Origin of the sequence: Methanoculleus sp. UBA413 (genome assembly GCF_002502935.1) — an archaeon.
In the GTDB taxonomy this organism is placed as follows: domain Archaea; phylum Halobacteriota; class Methanomicrobia; order Methanomicrobiales; family Methanoculleaceae; genus Methanoculleus; species Methanoculleus bourgensis.
Window position 1 is genome coordinate 37,660 of sequence record NZ_DAQR01000080.1, and the last position, 212, is coordinate 37,871.

Annotated in this window: 1 protein-coding gene; it reads right to left on the reverse strand. The window is 65.1% G+C overall.

From position 1 onward, the window contains the following. Window positions 1-212 (reverse strand): MFS transporter (locus tag BP858_RS06400; RefSeq protein WP_286879139.1); only part of this gene is annotated, 212 nt, incomplete at both ends.

Below are 212 nucleotides of genomic sequence, written 5' to 3' on the forward strand. Positions count from 1 at the left end.
AGGAGCGTGCCTATCGTGGGCGTGAAGATGGTGAGGATAGCCCCGGCGGTGTAGACCACGATCCCGGCCATGAAGACGGTGACCTTTCCGCGCGAGTCGCCAAGTTTCCCGGCAGGGAGGAGGAAGATGACCGACGAGAGGAGGTAGGCGCTGGAGACCCAGGCGAGCGTGGTGGCGTCGGCTGAGAACTCGGTCCCGATGACAGGCAGGGC